The following is a 1290-nucleotide window of genomic DNA, read 5'->3' as shown; positions in this document are numbered from 1 at the left end:
GGCGACATCGACATCCTGATCACCGACAAGACCGGCACGCTGACGGAAGGCCGCATCCGCCTGGTCGGCACGATCGATCCGGCCGGTGCGCCGGCCGAGCCGGTCCGGCGGCTCGGGCTGCTGGCCACCGACGTCGACCCGGAATCCGGTGTGGTGAGCGCCAATCCGCTCGACGCCGCGCTGTGGGACTCCCCGCAGCCACAGCAACTGGTGGGCGGCGCGGTGCGCCGCGTCGCGCTGCTGCCGTTCGACCACGAGCGGCGCGCGACGTCGGTGTTGGTCGACGACGACGGCAACCGCCTCCTCGTCGTCAAGGGCGCCCCCGAACAGGTCCTGGACCGGTGCGACGGGACGCCGGCGGCCGCGGATGCGACCCTGGCGGACTTGTTCGCCGCCGGACGGCGGGTGGTCGCCGTCGCCACCCGCCCGGCCGCCGAGCTGACGGAGCTCACCGCCGACGACGAACACGACCTGACGCTGGCCGGCTTTCTGGTCTTCGCCGACGAACCCAAACCCGCGGCGCGCCAGTCGCTGGCACAGCTGGCCGAACTGGGCATCGAGCTCAAGATCGCCACCGGCGACAACCCTCGGGTGGCCGAAAAGGTCTGCGCCGAACTGGGTTTGGTCTCCAAGGGCACGATCACCGGCGCGCAGCTGGAATGCCTCGATGACGACGAATTCGGCCGCGCCGCTGCGGACCACAGTATCTTCGCCCGCATCTCCCCCGACCAAAAGGCACGGCTGATCACCGCGGCACGCCGCACCGGAAGATCGGTGGGGTTTCTCGGCGACGGGGTCAACGACGCGCTGGCATTGCACGCCGCCGATGTGGGCATCTCCGTCAACAGCGCCACCGACGTGGCCAAGGACGCGGCCGACGTGGTCTTGCTGGAAAAGGACCTGGGGGTGCTGGCCACCGGGGTGGCCACGGGCAGAAGGATTTTCGCCAATACCATCAAGTACGTGTTCATGGGCACATCGAGCAATTTCGGCAACACCTTCAGCGCCGCCGCCGCGTCGGCGTTCTTGCCGTTTCTGCCGATGCTGCCCAGCCAGATCCTGCTGGGCAACCTGCTCTACGATGCCTCGCAGTTGGCGATCCCCACCGACCGCGTCGATGAGGAGCAACGCGATGCGCCGGCGCACTGGAACGTCGCCTTCATCCGCAGGTTCATGCTGACGTTCGGGCCCATCAACTCGCTGTTCGACTTCCTGACCTTCGGATTCATGCTCGGCATCCTGCACGCCGGCGAGGTGGCGTTTCACACCGGGTGGTTCCTGGAAAACCTT

Annotated in this window: 1 protein-coding gene; it reads left to right on the top strand. The window is 68.1% G+C overall.

From position 1 onward, the window contains the following. A partial coding sequence (locus tag A5705_RS00040) for an HAD-IC family P-type ATPase (protein ID WP_156762973.1) occupies positions 1–1290 on the top strand: 1290 nt, incomplete at both ends.

Source organism: Mycobacterium sp. E787 (assembly GCF_001668725.1).
Taxonomy (GTDB): domain Bacteria; phylum Actinomycetota; class Actinomycetes; order Mycobacteriales; family Mycobacteriaceae; genus Mycobacterium.
This window is presented reverse-complemented; position numbering and strand designations above follow the sequence as displayed.